Source organism: Shigella sp. SIG6, assembly GCF_053555815.1.
Map to the genome: position 1 here is coordinate 15,966 of NZ_JBQZXC010000008.1, position 19,102 is coordinate 35,067.

Sequence of the window (19,102 nt, forward strand, 5' to 3'; positions counted from 1 at the left end):
AATAAAATGTACATGTCGCTGTTTCTGGACCCGCCTCGAGAAATTTTTATTATTTACTGTTGTATAACAAGGTTATAACACCATCTACCACCTGAGCCATTTTCTGATAATTCAATCTGTCTGCGGTATCACCGGGCAAGTGGTATTGTTTATTACGATAAAAAGCGGTGTCAGTAATCATTACGGCGGGAATATCGTGTTGCCAATAATTAAGGTGATCAGAAAAATCAATACCGGGAATAAACCCTGGGGCATTCATAGAATAAACAGATAAATCCCGGGATGACAACAATGCCGCTTTTACCTGACGAACGGCGTTGATATCCTGCATTCTGCCGACCACAGCAATAAAGTCTCCCCGATCGGGATAAAGCCAGGACATTGCCGGGTAAGGGTAATTCTGGCTTCCAGGCGCAGAGTCGTAATAGCCAATCGGGGACGCCCTGCGCGGTAACTCTGGCACCGCTACTGACAAAGAACTCTTTTATATACTCTGCGGACCTATTCAGATTATCAATAAAAGGCGTTATTTCATTATTATTTATAATGAATTATGATCGTTTATTTTATTACGCTTGGTAGAGGTATACAAAAAGTGTTTTTTACAGTGGCTTCGCTATTTTTAAAAAGGAATTTCTGTGAGGAATAAAAATATAATTATGTTATTTATTGGCAGATTGAATTGACAAGTGGGGCAGAAATCTGAGGGTAAGAAAAGTCAGCAACTACAATCCACTACATCAACAGACCAGCAATCGCGTGCCGCGATACGCTGGAAATACCCGTAGATTGAACTGGCAGATGGTGGGACTGACATCAGTCAGTGATGACTTTTTAGCAAATTATGTTCGACCAGTCAGCATATTTACTGACTGGTCGAATTGATTAACAATGATGTTAACTCACTCTTTTGCCGGATGCTCTATTTTTGGGTTGTGAGTGTTTTATTTCTAATTGTGTATAAGAAGCATTGATTCGTGCATCGCCATATTTATCTAAATAACAATTTCTGTTTACCAGTCGATGTTGAAAATCAATTTCGTACTGCTCTTCTGCTGAATATTTTTTAAATCTGTCAGCATAGTTTTTTAATAACGTATAGGGGGCGCTGTCAGAATTGCTTTCCCTTTGTTCAATCACTTCCTGGGCTGCCATGCACACAAACGCACCGCAACTTTGGCTTAAGTATTGCTGAAGATCGGCATGTAAAAATATTATCTCTGGTTCATTTAAATGAACTTTTATATTATTATTCGACATTTCTCCCATGAGTTCAGAATTAAAACTATTAATGACACGCTTAAGTGAATTTTCTTTATCATGGCCTAGTGCACGCAATGAGTTGAATATGACGCATTTTATTTGTAGTTTATTATTTTTTTTATTTGCTATTTTCTGTAGCGAAACTAATATCCAGTGTCCGCCAGTATTTATGGGGAATAACTGGACTTCATTCGGCCATGATGGATCGCTCTTAATATTTTCATTGAGAGCGTCTTCCAGGAGAGTTCTGGTGGAGTAGGGGACGTAGAGACCAGTAGGATAATTGACTTGAGTATTTTTTGCATTAGCGGCGATCTTCTGAAGATAGCAAGCTATTTCATCTGTGGTTAATTGACGATTTTTATCCCAGAAGTTTGTACCATCACTCAGTTCATTATTCTCATCATTTAAAAGCACCTTTGAAAGCGACTGTTTTTCAGATATAAGAGGAATTTCATTACCGATAATTGTCATTAATTTCGAAGGGGAGAATAGCTTTTTGAACAGGAGAACATCTGAATTATCCGGACCAGTTGGTTTAAGGTGGGAGTTGGTTGCGGTATGTGCCAAATTATATAATTTTAAACAGGCATTTTTAATAAGTCGGATAATCGATAGGGGCTCATTTGTTGGGTTTCTAACAATATGGTAAAGAATATCTTCAGCTTTTTTTCCAAATTCATCATAACCTAACGCAATATTATGCAGTAACTCAATACTTTCTTCATCTCCGGATAACGCTGTTTTTTTTAAAGACTGCAGTAATTCCTCGGTCACAGTAAATTTTTCTGCAAATGTCTGACTGAGTTGGGTTTGAGATAATTGACAATAATTGCTGACAACTGTAACCATCATGGGCTCCTTTTAGTTGCAAAGGTTGTGCTGAATCAAGATGAAAAGAGGCAACTTATTGCTCTGAATATAGTGCGTAAGGAGATGAATAAATATCAAAAATCGCTCAATATGCCTGTGTGGGTGGATATATGTAGCGCGGGTTGCTATAACAGGGCAAGTTTCACCCTGTTTTTAATAATAAGCAGAGTTAAACGTTAAACACGGTGAAATCATTCGCCAGTTCAGTCGCCGGGAAAATTGACCTGCATTCACGTAACAGGTGTTGACAACCTTTGTCATCATAGCGCGAGCTGACGTGGGTAATGATTAGCTTGCCGACTCCAGCCTCACGGGCTAGTGTCGCAGCCTGGCGTGTAGAGCTATGGCCGCGACTATTGGCTTTGGCTTCCATGGTTATATCCAGCGTCGCTTCGTGCACCATGACATCGACACCTTTAGCCAGGTCAAGTGCGGCATCGCAGGGGCCGGTATCGCCGAAAATAGCGAGCGCTTTACCTGGCACTGGAGCAGCTAAGTAATCTGCGCCGTTAATCTGCCTTCCATCTTCCAGCGTGATTGTTTTGCCCGCTTTTAATTCCTGAAACAGTGGGCCAGGTGGCACGCCAGCAGCTTTTAATGCTTGGGCATTTAATGCACCCGGTTTATCATGTTCTTCAATACGATAGCCATAACATTCCAGTGGGTGTTCCAGCGGATAAGCGGTTACTTTGCGCAGGCCATCATCGAGAATTTCGCCAGCGCCAATTTCGACAATTTCCAGCGGATAATCGGTCCATGAGCCGCTAATCCGCAGCGCGGTTTCCACAAATTCACGGATACCTTGCGGACCATAAATCGTTAAGGGTTGGATAATGCCTGACATAGAACGACTGCACAGCAAGCCGGGTAAACCAAAAAGATGATCGCCATGAAGGTGACTGATAAAAATCTTGTCCAGTTTTCCAGGGTTAAAGGCGGCATGCAGTAGCTGATGCTGGGTGCCTTCACCGCAGTCAAACAACCAAAGTCCGCTCTGGGTCGGATGTTGCAGGTTAAGCAATATTGCCGTGACATTGCGCGTGCGGGTTGGCACACCGGCTGAAGTACCTAAAAAAATTAATTCCATGAGTTCATCACGTTTCAAAAAATATTCCGGCTAGTATAAGGCATACATCTAAAAGGAGAGCATTATGATTGAATGGCAAGATCTGCATCACTCTGAATTATCGGTTTCCCAGCTTTATGCCTTATTACAACTGCGTTGCGCGGTGTTTGTTGTCGAGCAGAATTGCCCTTATCAGGATATCGATGGTGATGATTTGACGGGGGATAATCGCCATATTCTCGGTTGGAAAAATGATGAACTGGTGGCGTATGCGAGGATTCTGAAAAGTGATGATGATCTTGAGCCGGTCGTTATAGGTCGGGTGATTGTCAGTGAAGCGTTGCGTGGTGAAAAAGTGGGGCAGCAGCTGATGAGTAAAACACTCGAAACATGTACGCATCACTGGCCTGATAAGCCTGTTTACCTCGGGGCGCAGGCGCATCTGCAAAACTTCTACCAGAGTTTCGGTTTTATCCCTGTGACGGAGGTCTATGAAGAAGATGGTATCCCACACATTGGGATGGCACGCGAGGTAATTCAGGCGTAATCAACAACTCTTGTCTATAGTTAGTGACAGGTTTTACGCAAATGGAGAACGAGAATGTCTAATCAGTTTGGTGATACACGTATCGATGACGACCTGACGCTGCTTAGTGAAACACTGGAAGAGGTGCTCCGCTCCTCTGGCGATCCCGCCGATCAGAAATATGTTGAGCTGAAAGCGCGTGCAGAAAAAGCGCTGGATGATGTGAAAAAACGGGTTAGCCAGGCTTCAGACAGTTATTACTATCGGGCGAAGCAGGCTGTTTATCGTGCTGATGACTACGTCCACGAAAAACCCTGGCAAGGAATTGGTGTGGGCGCGGCCGTCGGGCTGGTACTAGGACTGTTGCTGGCACGCCGTTAAAACCTCCCTACACCGGGGTACTGCATTTTTTTTGTAGTACCCCGTATAATGTGAGGCTTTTAACAGGGAGAGGTCCGCGTGCAATCACTTACTACGGCGCTGGAAAATCTACTGCGCCATTTGTCGCAAGAGATTCCGGCGACACCCGGCATTCGGGTTATCGATATTCCTTTCCCTCTCAAAGACGCTTTTGATGCCTTGAGCTGGCTGGCCAGTCAGCAAACGTACCCGCAATTCTACTGGCAACAACGTAATGGTGATGAAGAAGCTGCTGTCCTGGGCGCGATTACCCGTTTTACGTCGTTGGACCAGGCACAACGTTTTCTTCGCCAGCACCCGGAACACGCCGACTTACGCATTTGGGGGCTGAATGCTTTTGACCCGTCGCAGGGCAATTTACTTTTACCCCGCCTGGAATGGCGACGCTGTGGCGGTAAAGCCACGCTGCGGCTGACGCTATTCAGCGAAAGCTCCCTTCAGCACGATGCGATTCAGGCAAAAGAATTTATCGCCACACTGGTGAGTATCAAGCCCTTGCCTGGGTTACATTTAACCACCACGCGAGAACAACACTGGCCGGACAAAACGGGCTGGACGCAATTAATCGAACTGGCAACGAAAACCATCGCCGAAGGTGAGCTCGACAAAGTGGTGCTCGCTCGGGCAACTGACCTGCATTTCGCAAGTCCGGTCAACGCGGCGGCGATGATGGCTGCCAGTCGTCGACTGAATCTGAATTGCTACCATTTTTACATGGCCTTTGATGGCGAAAATGCTTTTCTTGGCTCTTCACCGGAACGGTTATGGCGGCGGCGTGACAAAGCGCTGCGTACTGAAGCGCTGGCGGGAACAGTAGCAAATCATCCTGATGATAAGCAGGCGCAGCAGTTAGGAGAGTGGCTGATGGCGGATGATAAAAACCAGCGCGAGAACATGCTGGTGGTGGAAGATATCTGCCAACGATTACAGGCCGATACCCAGACGCTGGATGTTTTACCGCCGCAGGTACTGCGTCTGCGTAAAGTGCAGCATCTTCGCCGCTGTATCTGGACTTCACTCAACAAAGCGGATGATGTGATCTGTTTACATCAGTTGCAGCCAACGGCAGCAGTTGCTGGCTTACCGCGCGATCTGGCGCGACAGTTTATCGCCCGTCACGAACCGTTCACCCGAGAATGGTACGCCGGTTCTGCGGGCTATCTCTCATTACAACAAAGCGAATTCTGCGTTTCCCTGCGCTCAGCAAAAATTAGCGGCAATGTCGTGCGATTATATGCTGGCGCGGGCATTGTCCGTGGTTCCGACCCCGAGCAAGAGTGGCAGGAAATCGACAACAAAGCGGCAGGGCTGCGTACTTTATTACAAATGGAATAGTAATGAGTCGCATCATTACCGATTCATATCAATAATCTATTTTTGTAGCTCCTTATACTTAGCCGCAATATTGATACCGGACAAACTCATGTCAGTAAGCGCATTTAACCGACGCTGGGCGGCGGTCATTCTGGAAGCATTAACGCGTCACGGCGTCAGACACATCTGTATCGCCCCAGGCTCGCGTTCTACACCGTTAACGTTAGCGGCGGCGGAGAATTCCGCATTCATTCACCACACCCATTTCGATGAGCGTGGGTTGGGGCATCTGGCGCTGGGGCTGGCGAAAGTCAGCAAGCAGCCGGTGGCGGTGATTGTGACCTCCGGCACGGCGGTGGCAAATCTCTATCCGGCACTGATTGAAGCCGGGTTAACCGGAGAAAAACTGATTCTCTTAACCGCCGATCGCCCGCCGGAGCTAATTGACTGCGGCGCGAATCAGGCAATTCGCCAGCCGGTAATGTTCGCCTCTCACCCCACGCACAGTATTTCATTTCCGCGCCCGACCCAGGATATCCCCGCACGTTGGCTGGTTTCTACCATCGACCACGCTCTCGGTACGCTTCATGCGGGGGGAGTCCATATCAACTGCCCGTTTGCTGAACCGCTGTATGGCGAAATGGACGATACCGGGCTTAGCTGGCAACAGCGTCTGGGTGACTGGTGGCAGGACGACAAACCGTGGCTGCGTGAAGCGCCTCGTCTGGAAAGTGAAAAACAGCGCGACTGGTTCTTCTGGCGACAAAAGCGCGGCGTGGTGGTTGCCGGGCGCATGAGTGCGGAAGAGGGCAAAAAAGTTGCCCTGTGGGCGCAAACTCTTGGCTGGCCGCTGATTGGCGATGTGCTGTCACAAACCGGGCAGCCGCTGCCGTGTGCCGATCTTTGGTTAGGCAATGCCAAAGCGACCAGCGAGCTGCAGCAGGCGCAAATTGTGGTGCAACTGGGAAGCAGCCTGACGGGGAAACGGCTCCTGCAATGGCAGGCAAGCTGTGAACCAGAAGAGTACTGGATTGTTGATGACATTGAAGGGCGACTTGATCCGGCACACCATCGCGGACGTCGCTTAATTGCCAATATTGCCGACTGGCTGGAGCTGCATCCGGCAGAAAAACGCCAGCCCTGGTGCGTTGAAATCCCGCGCCTGGCGGAACAGGCAATGCAGGCGGTTATTGCCCGCCGTGATGCGTTTGGCGAAGCGCAACTGGCGCATCGCATCAGCGACTATCTGCCTGAACAGGGGCAATTGTTTGTTGGTAACAGCCTGGTGGTACGTCTGATTGATGCGCTTTCGCAACTTCCGGCAGGTTACCCGGTGTACAGCAACCGAGGGGCCAGCGGTATCGACGGACTGCTTTCGACCGCCGCAGGCGTTCAGCGGGCAAGCGGCAAACCGACGCTGGCGATTGTGGGCGATCTCTCCGCACTTTACGATCTCAACGCGCTGGCGTTATTGCGTCAGGTTTCTGCGCCGCTGGTATTAATTGTGGTGAACAACAACGGCGGGCAAATTTTCTCGCTGTTGCCAACGCCGCAAAGCGAGCGTGAGCGTTTCTATTTGATGCCGCAAAACGTCCATTTTGAGCACGCCGCCGCGATGTTCGAGCTGAAATATCATCGTCCGCAAAACTGGCAGGAACTTGAAACGGCATTTGCCGACGCCTGGCGCACGCCAACCACCACGGTGATTGAAATGGTGGTTAACGACACCGATGGTGCGCAAACGCTCCAGCAACTTCTGGCGCAGGTAAGCCATTTATGATCCTGCACGCGCAGGCAAAACACGGAAAACCAGGTTTACCCTGGCTGGTGTTTTTGCACGGTTTTTCCGGCGATTGCCACGAATGGCAAGAAGTGGGCGAGGCGTTTGCCGACTACTCACGGTTGTATGTTGATCTCCCAGGTCATGGTGGTTCGGCGGCGATTAGCGTCGATGGATTTGATGATGTCACCAACTTACTGCGTAAAACCTTGGTTAGTTACAACATTCTTGACTTCTGGCTGGTGGGGTACTCGCTTGGCGGACGGGTGGCGATGATGGCGGCTTGCCAGGGGCTGGCGGGGCTTTGTGGGGTTATTGTCGAAGGCGGGCATCCGGGGCTGCAAAATGCTGAACAACGTGCGGAACGTCAGCGTTCCGATCGCCAATGGGCGCAGCGTTTTCGCACAGAACCGTTAACGGCGGTATTTGCCGACTGGTATCAACAGCCTGTTTTTGCCTCGCTCAATGACGATCAACGCCGGGAGCTGGTGGCGCTGCGCAGCAACAATAATGGCGCAACCCTTGCCGCCATGCTGGAGGCGACTTCTCTCGCCGTCCAGCCTGATTTACGTGCTAACCTTAGCGCCCGCACATTTGCGTTTTATTATTTATGTGGTGAACGTGACAGCAAATTCCGCGCCCTGGCGGCGGAACTGGCTGCCGACTGCCATGTCATTCCTCGCGCCGGACATAACGCGCATCGGGAAAATCCCGCTGGCGTAATCGCAAGTCTGGCGCAGATCTTGCGTTTCTGACTAAAGGACACAATATGATTTATCCTGATGAAGCAATGCCTTACGCACCGGTTGAATGGCACGACTGCTCCGAAGGTTTCGAGGACATTCGTTATGAAAAATCCACCGACGGTATCGCAAAAATCACCATTAATCGTCCGCAGGTGCGCAATGCCTTCCGTCCTCTGACGGTAAAAGAGATGATCCAGGCACTGGCAGATGCGCGTTATGACGACAATATCGGCGTGATCATTCTGACTGGCGCAGGCGATAAAGCGTTCTGCTCCGGTGGTGACCAGAAAGTGCGTGGTGATTACGGCGGCTATAAAGATGATTCCGGCGTACATCACCTGAACGTGCTGGACTTCCAGCGTCAGATCCGTACCTGTCCGAAACCGGTTGTCGCGATGGTGGCTGGCTACTCCATCGGCGGTGGTCACGTTCTGCACATGATGTGCGACCTGACTATCGCAGCAGATAATGCCATCTTCGGTCAGACTGGCCCGAAAGTCGGTTCCTTCGACGGCGGCTGGGGCGCTTCCTACATGGCTCGTATCGTCGGGCAGAAAAAAGCGCGAGAAATCTGGTTCCTGTGCCGTCAGTACGACGCAAAACAGGCGCTGGATATGGGCCTTGTCAACACCGTGGTACCGCTGGCGGATCTGGAAAAAGAAACCGTCCGTTGGTGCCGCGAAATGCTGCAAAACAGCCCGATGGCGCTGCGCTGCCTGAAAGCTGCGCTGAACGCCGACTGTGACGGGCAGGCGGGGCTGCAGGAGCTGGCGGGCAACGCCACCATGCTGTTCTACATGACGGAAGAAGGTCAGGAAGGTCGCAACGCTTTCAACCAGAAACGTCAGCCTGATTTCAGCAAATTTAAACGGAATCCGTAATGCGTAGCGCGCAGGTATACCGCTGGCAGATCCCCATGGACGCGGGGGTGGTTCTGCGCGACAGGCGGTTAAAAACCCGCGACGGGCTGTACGTTTGCCTGCGTGAGGGCGAGCGCGAAGGGTGGGGGGAGATCTCCCCACTGCCGGGCTTCAGCCAGGAAAACTGGGAAGAGGCGCAAAGCGTGCTGCTTGCCTGGGTAAATAACTGGCTGGCAGGCGATTGCGAGCTACCGCAGATGCCTTCCGTGGCCTTTGGCGTAAGCTGTGCATTGGCAGAACTGACAGATACGTTGCCGCAAGCAGCCAACTACCGTGCGGCACCGCTGTGTAATGGCGATCCGGACGATCTGATCCTCAAACTTGCCGATATGCCGGGCGAGAAAGTGGCGAAGGTCAAAGTGGGATTGTACGAAGCGGTGCGCGACGGCATGGTGGTGAATCTGTTGCTGGAGGCAATTCCGGATCTGCATTTGCGTCTTGACGCAAATCGCGCCTGGACACCGCTGAAAGGTCAGCAGTTTGCCAAATATGTTAACCCGGATTATCGCCACCGCATCGCGTTTCTCGAAGAGCCGTGCAAAACCCGCGATGATTCGCGAGCGTTTGCCCGTGAAACCGGCATTGCCATTGCCTGGGATGAAAGCCTGCGCGAGCCGGATTTTGCCTTTGTGGCTGAAGAGGGCGTGCGCGCGGTAGTTATCAAACCCACGCTCACGGGCAGTCTGGAAAAAGTACGCGAGCAGGTACAGGCGGCGCATGCGCTGGGGCTGACGGCGGTGATCAGTTCTTCCATTGAGTCGAGCTTAGGTCTAACGCAACTGGCGCGGATTGCTGCCTGGTTAACGCCAGACACCATTCCGGGACTGGACACGCTGGATCTGATGCAGGCGCAGCAGGTTCGTCGCTGGCCGGGGAGCCCACTGCCGTTAGTGGACGCTGATGTACTGGAGCAGTTGTTATGATCTTCTCTGACTGGCCGTGGCGTCACTGGCGGCAAGTGCGAGGAGAAGCCATCGCCTTACGTCTTAATGACGAGCAACTCAACTGGCGCGAGCTTTGTGCTCGCGTCGATGAGTTAGCTACGGGCTTTGCGGCGCAGGGTGTGGTTGAGGGCAGCGGCGTGATGTTGCGGGCGTGGAATACGCCGCAAACGCTGCTCGCCTGGCTGGCGTTACTGCAATGCGGGGCGCGGGTGTTGCCCGTGAACCCTCAGCTGCCGCAACCGTTGCTTGAAGAATTGCTGCCCAATCTGACGCTGCAATTTGCGCTGGTGCCGGATGGGGAAAACACGTTTCCGGCATTAACGTCGCTGCACATTCAGCTGGTTGAAGGCGTACATGCCGCTGCGTGGCAGCCGACGCGTCTGTGCTCAATGACGTTGACCTCGGGTTCTACCGGTTTGCCGAAAGCCGCTGTCCATACTTATCAGGCCCATCTTGCCAGTGCGCAAGGTGTGTTATCGCTGATTCCGTTTGGCGATCACGATGACTGGTTGCTCTCTTTACCGCTGTTTCACGTCTCCGGTCAGGGAATTATGTGGCGCTGGTTATACGCTGGTGCGCGGATGACGGTGCGTGATAAACAGCCATTGGAGCAAATGCTGGCAGGCTGTACTCACGCTTCACTGGTGCCAACACAACTCTGGCGTTTGCCGGTTAACCGCAGTTCCGTTTTCCTGAAAGCGGTGTTACTTGGCGGCGCGGCTATCCCGGTCGAGTTGACGGAACAGGCGCGCGAGCAGGGGATTCGTTGCTTTTGCGGCTATGGTCTGACCGAGTTTGCCTCCACGGTATGTGCGAAAGAAGCCGACGGCCTGGCAGACGTTGGTTTGCCGCTGCCGGGTCGGGAAGTGAAAATCGTTAATAATGAAGTGTGGCTGCGGGCTGCCAGTATGGCAGAAGGTTACTGGCGTAACGGGCAACTGGTTTCACTGGTTAATGACGAAGGCTGGTACGCTACGCGCGATCGCGGTGAGATGCATAATGGCAAGCTGACCATTGTCGGACGTTTAGACAATCTGTTCTTCAGTGGCGGTGAGGGTATTCAGCCGGAAGAAGTCGAGCGTGTTATTGCTGCACATCCTGCGGTTTTGCAGGTGTTTATCGTTCCCGTTGCCGACAAGGAGTTTGGTCATCGGCCGGTAGCGGTGGTGGAGTATGACCAGCAAACCGTTGATCTTGGCGAATGGGTGAAAGATAAGCTGGCTCGTTTTCAACAACCGGTGCGCTGGCTGACTTTACCGCCGGAGCTGAAAAACGGCGGTATTAAAATTTCACGTCAGGCGCTAAAAGAGTGGGTGCAACGTCAGCAATAATTAACCCTCCGTTTCACTTCTCATTTCTGCCATTCCATTGCCGTTGATAAAGAGTTTATCTGTTAATCTGTAAATTGATGTGAAAACTCTTAGCAAACAGGATAATGCAATGGAATGGCTGGCACAAAAAATCGTGCTGCAATAAACAAGATAACAGACATGTACTTATGCTCTGCGATGCTGGCGGCGCGATAAAAATGATCGCCGAAGTGAAGAGTGACTTCGCCGTGAAAGTGGGGGATTTACTCTCGCCTTTGCAGAATGCGCTTTATTGTATTAATCGTGAAAAGCTGCATACGGTGAAAGTCCTCTCGGCAAGCAGTTATAGCCCCGATGAGTGGGAACGGCAGTGTACAGCGGCAGGGAAAACTCAGTAACGTTGTTTTGTCGTGGGCAGGAAAATCAGCATCAACCCGCTCATAATACAGGCTACTCCCAGTAGTGCTTTCAGCGAAAAAGTCCCTTCCCAGCCGGGAAGTACCATTGAAGCAATCCATACCAGCACATAACTCATACTGAGCAAGGCATAGGCTTTGCTTAGCGCAAGTTTATGTAGCGTTTTATACCAACAAAAAACGGAAAGCAGATAACCCAGCAGCCCGAGTAACAGTATCCGGGCATCCAGGCCAAAAGCTAACAGAGCCGCGATAAAATCCCATAAGTGCGTCATCGGCGGCAGATGACTTGCCGCAAAACCCAGGCTTAATTGCGCAACTGAGGCAATAATGACGCTGAATAATCCCCATATCAGGCCCATTACACCGTACTCCCGAGGATCACAATGCCACCAATAATGAACGCCACCCCACACCAGTGACGCGGCGATACCGGTTCGTGCCACAGTTTTACTGCAGCCAGCGTCACCCAGACAAAATTCAGACTTAACATCGGGTAGGCAATGCCTACCGGTACGTTCTGCAAGACCAGCAGCCAGAGCACCATGGCAAGACCAAGACAAGCCAGCGCCAGTCCCAGCCACAGCACGATATGTTTGCGCCGTTTGTTTATCGCCACAAAGCAGGTTGCCTGTTTCTGACACAACTGCCCGGCAACGCTAAGCAAGCTGGCAAAGACTAATGTTAGCCAGATCATTTGGGACGATACTGAATCAGCACCAGACGTTCCTGACGAACGATGGCATCTGCGGGCGGAATGGCGAGACTGTTGATATCTTCATCGCGGTCAACCGAAAGCACGAGTGTAATAATCCCCTCCTGACGATGTTGATTAAGCCAGTTTGCGAACTCATCACCGCTGACAAATCTCCCTTTCGCATCCGGATAATTAAGGCCGTATTTCAACTCACCTGTCTGGCGATACATGATGATGTCATCGCGTTGCAGGCTCCATGCCAGACCTGCGGCAACACCGACGCTATCAGTAAGAATATAGCGGCTTGGCTGAAGTGATTCTTGTGTCATCTCGACAAAAAATTGCGGATGTTTTCCTTCCATGACTCTGTCAGGAATTGAAAATCCTACCAGCAACGCCAGCCCCAGCGGGCAAAGCGCGGCGAAAGACCAGGTCTTTTCGACGTTTGTTAAGGTGTACCAGCCGAAAAATGCCCATAGCGAAAAAATCGACCAGGCACAAAAGACTTTATAGCTCTCGAAGGTTTGCCACACCGGCGTGTTCATTGGTCCCCAGGGGGAGATCACAAATGTGGCAATAATGCCAGTGACGCCAAAAGCGATGTTAATCCAGCCATTAATCCGCAGCGCCAGAGGATTATTTTTTGCTGCCAGCAAAGCGTAATGCGCCAACAGCATTGCCAGAGGTGCAAAGCAAGAAAGAATATAGGTGGGCAATTTGCCTTTAGCGACGGAGAAAAACAGCAGCGGCATTATCGTCCAGCTCAACAAATAGACGGTTGCGGAATGCTTGCGGTTTTTCCAGCCTGTGTACAGTGCACCGGGGAGTAATCCCAGCCACGGCAGGCTACCGGCAATGATGACCGGCACGTAGTACCAGAACGGAGCTCTATGTTGGGCATCATCTAGTGCAAAGCGTTGAATATGCTCAACCCAGAAAAAATAGTGCCAGAAGTCAGGCTCCCGCTGCGCTATCGCCAGTCCCCAGGGGAGAACCGTCAGTACGCAACTGATAACCGCCAGCCAGCCGTAAATAAAGAGATCTTTCCAGCGTTTTTGCGTCGCTACCCATGGCAGCACGCTTAATACCGGCACGGCAAGGGCGAGAAAACCTTTGGTCATCACCCCCATGCCGCAGGTGATTCCCAGCAGTAAAAATCCTGCGCTTTTGCCTTTCCACGTCTGTGCCTGCATTGCCAGCCAGAAGCTGCACATTCCCGCCACCAGCCAGAATGCAATAAACGGATCGAGCACGGCATAAGTGCCGATGGCATAGACAATAAACAATGAGAGATAAATTACTGTGGCGAGTAGAGCCAGACGTTTATCGCGCCATAAGCGCAGAGTAAACCAGGTCACCAGCACGGCAGTTAACAGGGTCGCAAAGATAACGCCTGCCCGCACACCAAAGTTATTCGCGCCAAATAGCCATTGCCCAATGCTGTTAATCCAGTATCCGGCAATGGGTTTTTCGAAATAACGTAGCCCTAACAGATGGGGCACAATCCAGTCGCCGGATGCCAGCATTTCTCGACTGATTTCCGCATAACGCGTTTCATCGGGTTGCCAGAGCAGACGCGTGCTGATCGGTAACAGGTAATAGCAGGCAATAAACGCGAAGATGCCGATAAGGTAACGTACCGATTTCATCAGCGACTACCCGCAATTTGTTGGCAACCCAGCCAGCCTTCACGTCCGGCAATATTTCCGCGAACAACTTGTCCGAGCGGCAACGTCTCTGATAACAGTTCGCTTAAAGGGCAAAATGTCACGCCTTCCTGAGCTGCGCGTTTGAGGAGATCCACAAAATTATGCTGATAAGCGCAGCCTTCAACTTCTGCATGAATGGTATAAACCGGCGTGCCTTTATCTCGCAGGATGCGGTTGAGTAACCAACCGTTAAAATCTTCTGCTTTCACATCCCGACCAATCACTTCATCCCAGGTGGGTAAGGTCACCGGAATTTGCGCAGTGCTAGGGTTTCCTGATTCGAGCAGTGGACGGAACGGCATGGCCCCACGACAATCGCTGTTGTAGCGCAAATGGAACGCTTCTTTTGCTTCGATCACCTTCTGGTCGGCACGCCAGCCCGCAGCGGCAGAACAGGTTACCGGTTGACCGATAATCTCTTCCAGAGTGCGAAGACCGCGTGCAATATCGTCGATCATTGTTTGCCGATCCCAGTTACCGCTACGGGCTTGCCAGGCATGGTGATCCCAGGCGTGCAGACCGACTTCGTGATGTTTAGCCGCTTCACGAATGATATCGGCATTGGCATGACCAATCTCTTTACCTGGCCAGGCCGTACCTGCCAGTAAAATATCCCAGCCATAAAGCGATGCCGCGTTTGAGCGCAGCATCTTCCACAAAAACTGTGGCTTCACTAGTCGCCAGAGATGGCGGCCCATATTGTCCGGGCCGACGCTGAAAAAAATGCTGGCCTGAATATTATGCTTACTCAAGATTTCCAGCAGACGCGGCACGCCTTCACGGGTGCCACGAAAGGTATCGACATCAATGCGTAAGCCTACTTTGGTCATGATGGTTTATCCGTAAGATCAACGGTGCGCAGGAAGAAATCCAGCGTTTCGTCGATGGTTTCCTGCATATCAATTTTCGGCTCCCAGTCCAGGCAGCGGTGGGCATTGCGGATGCTCGGTTTACGATGCTCTACGTCCTGATATCCTTTGCCGTAGTAGCTGCTACTTTCGACAACGCGAAAGCCCGCAAACGGTGGGAAATGATGGCGCAGCGGATGTTTTTCGAAGCTCGCCAGCAGCATCTCGCCCAGTTCCTCAATGCTCGCTTCGTTCTCAGGATTGCCAATGTTGATAATTTCGCCGTCGCAGCGATTTCCCGCATTTTCGATAATGCGGTACAACGCCTCGATACCGTCCCGGATATCAGTAAAGCAGCGTTTTTGTTTTCCGCCATCAATTAGCTTAATTGGTGAACCTTCTACCAGATTGAGAATGAGTTGCGTAATAGCGCGGGAGCTGCCAATTCGCGCTGCATTAAGGTTATCCAGTCGTGGTCCCATCCAGTTAAACGGGCGGAAGAGGGTGAACTGTAAACCCTCTTTTTCGCCATAGGCCCAGATCACCCGATCAAGTAATTGTTTTGACACCGAATAAATCCAGCGTGGTTTATTCACCGGGCCGACGATTAAATTAGAATGGTCCTCATCGAAGTATTTATCGCTACACATCCCATAAACTTCTGAAGTTGACGGGAAGATGATTCGCTTACGGTACTTAACGCAGTAGCGGATAATGCGCAGATTCTCTTCAAAATCGAGTTCAAATACGCGCAGCGGGTTGCGGGTATATTCAATCGGCGTGGCTATCGCCACCAGCGGCAAGACGACATCACATTTTTTGACGTGATACTCAATCCATTCGGAATGAATACTGATATCGCCTTCGACAAAGTGAAAATGTGGATGATTCAGAAAACGGCTTATCGCATCGCTGCCAATATCCAGACCGTAAACTTCATAATGATCTTCGCGCAGCAGGCGTTCTGTCAGATGGTTGCCAATAAAGCCATTCACCCCGAGGATGAGTACCCGGGTACGGCGTCGGGCGGTGCAGGCAGGCTGGCTATTCAAGCGTGAACCTTGCACCAGGCCCAGCATCTGCGCTAATTGCGAGCCCTGCATAGTAATGCCGTCGCCCGCCTGTCCGGTGACGATTTCCAGCGCGCCATCGCCACAGGCAATCAGCAGTGGCGCAACAGAAATCACGCTCCCCGGCTGTGCTTTGCTGGCATGAGGATGAACACGCGACGACCAGACGGTGAATTTCTGATTGCCAACATAGCTGAAGGCACCCGGCCACGGATCGGCAACGGCACGTACCATGTTGTGCAGTACGGATGCCGGTTTATGCCATTCAAGGAAACTGTCATCCGGCGTTCTGCGACCAAAACAGGTGGCTTCGTTTTCGCGCTGGGCGATTTCCAGAATATTACCGTGTTTAATGGCGGGTAATGTCTGTTCCAGTAGCTGGCGCGCGGCATGGCACAATTTATGATGCAGCGTAATAGCGATATCGTCTGGCGCAATGGCAACGCGCAGTTGCGCCACAATGGCCCCAGCATCGGCACGTTTTACCATTCGGTGCAATGTAACGCCCGTTTCCGTTTCACCGTTCACCAGCACCCAGTTCAGCGGCGCGCGACCACGATATTTTGGTAACAGCGAACCGTGCAGATTAAATGCACCTGCGGGAGCGAGCTGCAAAATCTCGTCGCAAATAAGATAGCGATAATAAAAAGAGAAAATCACCTCTGGTGACAGTTGGGCAATGCGTTCCACCCACAGCGGATGATTAACGTTATCCGGCGCATAAACCGGAATGTCTCTTTCCGCCGCCAGATGAGCCACCGAACCATAAAAGGCTTTTTCACCGGGATTATCGGTATGGGTAAAAATGGCGCTAATTTCGTAACCGGCAGCCAGCAGAGCTTCAATACCGAGGCATCCCATATCGTGGTAGGCAAAAACGACGGTTTTCATTATTCATTTTCCTTGCTGGATGGACGGATAACTTGCTGAACAAAATAGCGGGGGCGGGCGCGGACATCGGTGTAGATCCTGCCGATATATTCACCGAGTAATCCCATGCCGATAAACTGAGCGCCAATAAAAGTAAACAGCACGGCAAATAGCATAAAGACGCCTTCTGCCGCCCATTGTGGTCCGAAGGTCAGGCGTAAAATCACCAGCAGCACCGCAATGCTAAAACCTCCAATCGCAATAATGCTGCCGAGCAGACTCAGCATACGTAGCGGCGTTGTGGTAAGGCAGGTCACTAGGTCGTACATCAAATTAATCAGGCGCATAAAACTGTATTTGGATTCACCAAACTCACGCTCGGCATGATGTACTGGAATTTCAATTGCACGGCGGGCGAAGATATTCGCCAGAATCGGGATAAAGGTGCTGCGTTCATGGCAGTGCAACATCGCATCGACAATATGACGGCGATAGGCGCGCAGCATACAACCGTAGTCACCCATCGCTTTGCCAGTGGTGCGCTGAATAAGCCGGTTAATCATCTTCGAAGCTGTTTTACGAAACCAGCTGTCCTGGCGGTTCTGGCGTACAGTCCCTACCACGTCGTAACCTTCATCGGCTTTTGCCACCAGGCGGGGGATTTCTTCTGGCGGATTCTGGAGATCGGCATCAAGGGTAATAATTAAGTCGCCAGTAACGTGACTGAATCCCGCCATAATCGCTGAATGTTGCCCGTAATTGCGGTTAAGCAAAATAGACACAATATGGCTGTTCTCCGCTTGTGAGGCTTCGACCAGCATATGCGCGGAATTATCGCTACTGCCGTCATCAATCAGCAGGATCTCATACTCTTTCCCCAACGATTCACAGGCTGTGGTGGTGCGCCTGATTAATTCCGGTAAGCTTTCCTGCTCGTTATAAACGGGAATAACCACCGAGACTTTCTTAACAGGGTGGATTTCAAACATGGCTTATTGTCCTGCGAGTTGCTGAAGGGCTGTGATGACGCGGTCGGCATCGGCGGTAGTCATATCCGGGAACAGCGGCAACGAACAGATGCGTTCGCTATTCCATTCGGTATTCGGTAACGACAGCGTGGGAAAACGCTCGCGATAATATTTTTGTGTGTGAGCGGCGCGGAAATGTAACCCGGTACCAATGCCTCTTTCTTTTAACGCTTCCATCAACGCATCGCGACTGATACCACAACGTTGTTCATCGACACGAATAATAAACAGATGCCAGGCGTGAACGTGCGGCCAGGCGGGAAGGCTTAATGGCTGAAAGGGGAGAGCTGCCAGTGCTTGCTGATATTGCTGGGCAATTTCGCGCCGACGGGTGTTGAGGTGCTCTAATTTGACTAACTGTGTCAGGGCAATCGCGGCGTTAATATCGGTCAGATTGTACTTATAGCCCGGTGTTAAGACTTCAGCCTGCGGTGCACGGCCCCAGGTTTGTCTGTCATAGGCATCGACACCCAGACCGTGAAATTTCAGCATCCGTAGCTGGCGGGCAAGGTTTTCATTATCAGTTACAATCAGGCCACCTTCAGCACAGGTAATATTTTTAATGGCATGAAATGAAAAAATAGCGGTACCTTTTGCGCCAATATGTCGCCCTTTGTAATACGTACCGACGGCATGGGCAGCATCTTCGATAACTGCGATGCCGTAACGTTCGCCAATGGCGCGAATGGCGTCAATATCTGCTGGCGCACCGGCATAATGCACCGGAATGATGGCTTTAGTGCGTGGCGTAATGGCTGATTCGATCGCTTCAGGCGTGACCATCAGCGTATCGCGGTCGACATCCACCATTACCGGCGTTGCACCCAGCAAGGAAATCATATTGAGAGTTGAAACCCAGGTCAGGGAAGGCGTAATCACTTCATCGCCCTTGCCAATTTCCAACGCCATTAGCGTGATATGCATTCCGGCGGTGGCTGAACTGACCGCGATGGCATGCTGATTTCCCGTCAACTGGCAAAAGGCTTGCTCAAGCGCCTGATTCTTCGGACCGGTTGTGATCCAACCGGATTCGAGAACCTCTTTAACTGCAGCGAGTTCCTCCACGCCCATTGCTGGTCGCGAAAAAGGCAAAAATTCTGACATTGCTTTTCCTTCCGCCATTGAATACCTGTCCACTTATATTTGCTATAAAGAGTGTTGTGTATATTTTGCCATTTGGAGCGAAATTTTAAGGATAGAATATTAACTTAACCTTAAGAAACTAATATTAGACGTAAATATTGAAATTTTTATATTTTTTCTTATTTAGGCTTTGCATTTGGCAAAAATTTGAGGCATTTT

At 50.9% G+C, this 19,102-nt stretch carries 17 protein-coding genes and 2 pseudogenes; 9 read left to right on the top strand and 10 right to left on the bottom strand.

From position 1 onward, the window contains the following. Positions 1-49: 49 nt before the first annotated feature. The 3 genes and pseudogenes from ACUU1M_RS02725 to rbn all read right to left on the bottom strand — a co-directional run. Positions 50-433: pseudogene (locus ACUU1M_RS02725) on the bottom strand (M28 family peptidase); the annotation flags it as partial. Positions 434-897: 464 nt separating this feature from the next. Continuing rightward, the gene (elaD, locus tag ACUU1M_RS02730) at positions 898-2,118 is read right to left on the bottom strand and encodes a deubiquitinase ElaD (protein WP_134799656.1); all 1,221 of its coding nucleotides are present in this window, start codon (positions 2,116-2,118) and stop codon (positions 898-900) included. A 187-nt stretch (positions 2,119-2,305) separates the two neighbouring features. Further along, the gene (rbn, locus tag ACUU1M_RS02735) at positions 2,306-3,223 is read right to left on the bottom strand and encodes a ribonuclease BN (protein ID WP_005075994.1); all 918 of its coding nucleotides are present in this window, start codon (positions 3,221-3,223) and stop codon (positions 2,306-2,308) included. 64 nt (positions 3,224-3,287) lie between these two features. Here rbn and ACUU1M_RS02740 point away from each other — a divergent pair, with 64 nt between their 5' ends. The 9 genes and pseudogenes from ACUU1M_RS02740 (at position 3,288) to pmrD (ending at position 11,560) form a co-directional block, all read left to right on the top strand. Continuing rightward, positions 3,288-3,749: a GNAT family N-acetyltransferase gene (locus ACUU1M_RS02740; RefSeq protein ID WP_000574091.1), complete on the top strand. Its 462-nt coding sequence runs from the start codon at positions 3,288-3,290 to the stop codon at positions 3,747-3,749. A gap of 54 nt (positions 3,750-3,803) precedes the next feature. Then, the gene (gene elaB, locus ACUU1M_RS02745) at positions 3,804-4,109 is read left to right on the top strand and encodes a stress response protein ElaB (protein WP_000070621.1); all 306 of its coding nucleotides are present in this window, start codon (positions 3,804-3,806) and stop codon (positions 4,107-4,109) included. A gap of 78 nt (positions 4,110-4,187) precedes the next feature. After that, positions 4,188-5,483, top strand: coding sequence for an isochorismate synthase MenF (gene menF / locus ACUU1M_RS02750; protein WP_001191398.1), 1,296 nt, complete (start codon positions 4,188-4,190; stop codon positions 5,481-5,483). 88 nt (positions 5,484-5,571) lie between these two features. Next, the gene (menD, locus tag ACUU1M_RS02755) at positions 5,572-7,242 is read left to right on the top strand and encodes a 2-succinyl-5-enolpyruvyl-6-hydroxy-3-cyclohexene-1-carboxylic-acid synthase (protein ID WP_005075990.1); all 1,671 of its coding nucleotides are present in this window, start codon (positions 5,572-5,574) and stop codon (positions 7,240-7,242) included. Further along, positions 7,239-7,997 (top strand): 2-succinyl-6-hydroxy-2,4-cyclohexadiene-1-carboxylate synthase, encoded by a 759-nt coding sequence (gene menH / locus ACUU1M_RS02760; RefSeq protein WP_000600518.1) that lies wholly within the window; start codon positions 7,239-7,241, stop codon positions 7,995-7,997. The genes menD and menH overlap by 4 nt, the downstream gene beginning before the upstream one ends. A gap of 14 nt (positions 7,998-8,011) precedes the next feature. After that, complete coding sequence (gene menB, locus ACUU1M_RS02765; protein WP_000640007.1) at positions 8,012-8,869, top strand: 1,4-dihydroxy-2-naphthoyl-CoA synthase; 858 nt, start codon at positions 8,012-8,014, stop codon at positions 8,867-8,869. Further along, positions 8,869-9,831, top strand: coding sequence for an o-succinylbenzoate synthase (menC, locus tag ACUU1M_RS02770; RefSeq protein WP_001255583.1), 963 nt, complete (start codon positions 8,869-8,871; stop codon positions 9,829-9,831). The genes menB and menC overlap by 1 nt, the downstream gene beginning before the upstream one ends. Beyond that, a complete protein-coding gene (gene menE / locus ACUU1M_RS02775; protein ID WP_000577603.1) occupies positions 9,828-11,183 on the top strand; it encodes an o-succinylbenzoate--CoA ligase in 1,356 nt (451 codons plus the stop codon). The genes menC and menE overlap by 4 nt, the downstream gene beginning before the upstream one ends. Before the next feature lie 109 nt (positions 11,184-11,292). Continuing rightward, a pseudogene (gene pmrD / locus ACUU1M_RS02780) lies at positions 11,293-11,560 on the top strand (signal transduction protein PmrD). Here the strand turns inward: pmrD and arnF are convergent. The 7 genes from arnF to arnB are packed head-to-tail and all read right to left on the bottom strand — an operon-like array spanning position 11,554 to position 18,904. Then, positions 11,554-11,940, bottom strand: coding sequence for a 4-amino-4-deoxy-L-arabinose-phosphoundecaprenol flippase subunit ArnF (gene arnF / locus ACUU1M_RS02785; protein WP_000523005.1), 387 nt, complete (start codon positions 11,938-11,940; stop codon positions 11,554-11,556). The pseudogene pmrD and the gene arnF overlap by 7 nt on opposite strands. Beyond that, a complete protein-coding gene (arnE, locus tag ACUU1M_RS02790) occupies positions 11,940-12,275 on the bottom strand; it encodes a 4-amino-4-deoxy-L-arabinose-phosphoundecaprenol flippase subunit ArnE (RefSeq protein ID WP_000638031.1) in 336 nt (111 codons plus the stop codon). The genes arnF and arnE overlap by 1 nt, the downstream gene beginning before the upstream one ends. Continuing rightward, positions 12,272-13,924, bottom strand: a complete 1,653-nt coding sequence (gene arnT, locus ACUU1M_RS02795; RefSeq protein ID WP_000844005.1) for a lipid IV(A) 4-amino-4-deoxy-L-arabinosyltransferase — start codon at positions 13,922-13,924, stop codon at positions 12,272-12,274. The genes arnE and arnT overlap by 4 nt, the downstream gene beginning before the upstream one ends. Beyond that, positions 13,924-14,814 carry a 4-deoxy-4-formamido-L-arabinose-phosphoundecaprenol deformylase gene (gene arnD, locus ACUU1M_RS02800; RefSeq protein WP_000169734.1) on the bottom strand — a complete coding sequence of 297 codons (891 nt, stop codon included), beginning with the start codon at positions 14,812-14,814 and terminating at the stop codon, positions 13,924-13,926. The genes arnT and arnD overlap by 1 nt, the downstream gene beginning before the upstream one ends. Then, entirely contained in the window at positions 14,811-16,793 is a 1,983-nt protein-coding gene (gene arnA, locus ACUU1M_RS02805; RefSeq protein ID WP_000860241.1) for a bifunctional UDP-4-amino-4-deoxy-L-arabinose formyltransferase/UDP-glucuronic acid oxidase ArnA, read from the bottom strand. The genes arnD and arnA overlap by 4 nt, the downstream gene beginning before the upstream one ends. Beyond that, on the bottom strand, positions 16,793-17,761 hold the full coding sequence (gene arnC / locus ACUU1M_RS02810) for an undecaprenyl-phosphate 4-deoxy-4-formamido-L-arabinose transferase (protein ID WP_000461657.1): 969 nt from the start codon (positions 17,759-17,761) through the stop codon (positions 16,793-16,795). The genes arnA and arnC overlap by 1 nt, the downstream gene beginning before the upstream one ends. Before the next feature lie 3 nt (positions 17,762-17,764). Beyond that, positions 17,765-18,904 carry a UDP-4-amino-4-deoxy-L-arabinose aminotransferase gene (arnB, locus tag ACUU1M_RS02815; RefSeq protein ID WP_001379974.1) on the bottom strand — a complete coding sequence of 380 codons (1,140 nt, stop codon included), beginning with the start codon at positions 18,902-18,904 and terminating at the stop codon, positions 17,765-17,767. Positions 18,905-19,102: the final 198 nt, after the last annotated feature.